Source organism: Arthrobacter echini, assembly GCF_008107445.1.
Taxonomy (GTDB): domain Bacteria; phylum Actinomycetota; class Actinomycetes; order Actinomycetales; family Micrococcaceae; genus Arthrobacter_D; species Arthrobacter_D echini_A.
On record NZ_VSLD01000031.1, the window covers coordinates 1 to 1,430 of the forward strand.

The window sequence follows — 1,430 nt, forward strand, 5'->3', positions numbered from 1 at the left end:
CAGTAGTGCCCCATATGGTGGTGTAGCGCGGTTGCCGGGTTCATCATCGTGATGGACATGAAGGCGGCCACCGCGTGATCCTTCGAGGAAACTCTCACATCACACTCGAAAGGCATCATCACGATGACCGCTCCTCATATTGTCGACCCTGCCCGCCTGTTGACTGAAGCTCTCGGCGAGGCTTCCCCGGATCTGATGCGCAACCTGCTGCAAACCATGATCAACGCCCTGCTATCTGCTGACGCCGACGCGGTGGCCGGCGCCGAATGGGGCAAGCCCAGCCCTGAGCGTCTTACCCAGCGCAACGGGTACCGGCACCGCGACCTGGACACCCGTGTCGGGACCGTCGACGTCGCTATCCCGAAACTGCGGACCGGCACCTACTTTCCTGACTGGCTGCTCGAGCGTAGGAAACGGGCAGAGTCCGCGTTGATCACCGTGGTCGCGGACTGCTACCTCGCCGGGGTTTCCACGCGTCGGATGGACAAGCTCGTGAAGACCCTGGGCATCAACTCCCTGTCGAAGTCGCAGGTCTCCCGGATGGCCTCCGAGCTCGACGAGCACGTGAATGAGTTCCGCCACCGCCCCCTCGGTGAAGCCGGACCGTTCACGTTCGTCGCAGCGGATGCCCTGACGATGAAGGTCCGCGAAGGCGGTCGGGTCATCAACACCGTCGTCATGATCGCGACCGGGGTCAACGCCGATGGGCGCCGCGAAGTCCTCGGTTTGCGGGTAGCCACCAGTGAGACCGGGCCAGCGTGGAACAGTTTCTTCGCCGATCTCGTGGCCCGCGGCCTGACCGGGGTCCGTCTGGTCACCAGTGACGCGCACCGGGGCCTGGTGGAGGCCATCGCGGCGAACCTGCCCGGAGCTGTGTGGCAGCGATGCCGGACGCACTACGCGGCGAATCTGATGAGTGTGACGCCGAAGAGCATGTGGCCGGCGGTGAAGGCAATGCTCCACTCGGTCTATGACCAGCCCGACGCGAGCTCGGTGCACGCTCAGTTCGACCGGCTCCTGGACTACGTCCAGGACACACTCCCGGACGCCTATGAGCACCTCGATGGTGCTCGGGCGGACATCCTCGCGTTCACCAGCTTCCCCGAAGGCCTCTGGCAACAAGTCTGGTCCAACAACCCCAACGAACGACTCAACCGCGAGCTCCGCCGCCGTACCGACAGCGTCGGGATCTTCCCGAACAGGGACGCGATCGTCCGCCTCGTCGGAGCGGTCCTGGCCGAGCAGACTGACGAATGGGCCGAAGGACGCCGCTACCTCGGACTCGACATCCTCGCGAAGAGCCGCCTCACCCTCGTCACCGATACCGACACCACCACCAGAACGGAGGCGACCACCGACACCACGCTCGAACTCAGCGCCTAACAATCAAAAGGATCACCAACCGATACACCACCACAAGGGACTTGACC

1 protein-coding gene is annotated in these 1,430 nt (G+C 64.1%); it reads left to right on the forward strand.

The window, feature by feature from the left end:
• Positions 1 to 123: 123 nt before the first annotated feature.
• Positions 124 to 1,383, forward strand: a complete 1,260-nt coding sequence (locus FQ377_RS14675) for an IS256 family transposase (RefSeq protein ID WP_148601897.1) — start codon at positions 124 to 126, stop codon at positions 1,381 to 1,383.
• Positions 1,384 to 1,430: the final 47 nt, after the last annotated feature.

What these genes read in the sequence shown, in the direction of transcription:
- FQ377_RS14675 (WP_148601897.1), top strand. Translation starts at nt 124, where the DNA reads ATGACCGCTCCTCATATTGTCGACCCTGCCCGCCTGTTGACTGAAGCT.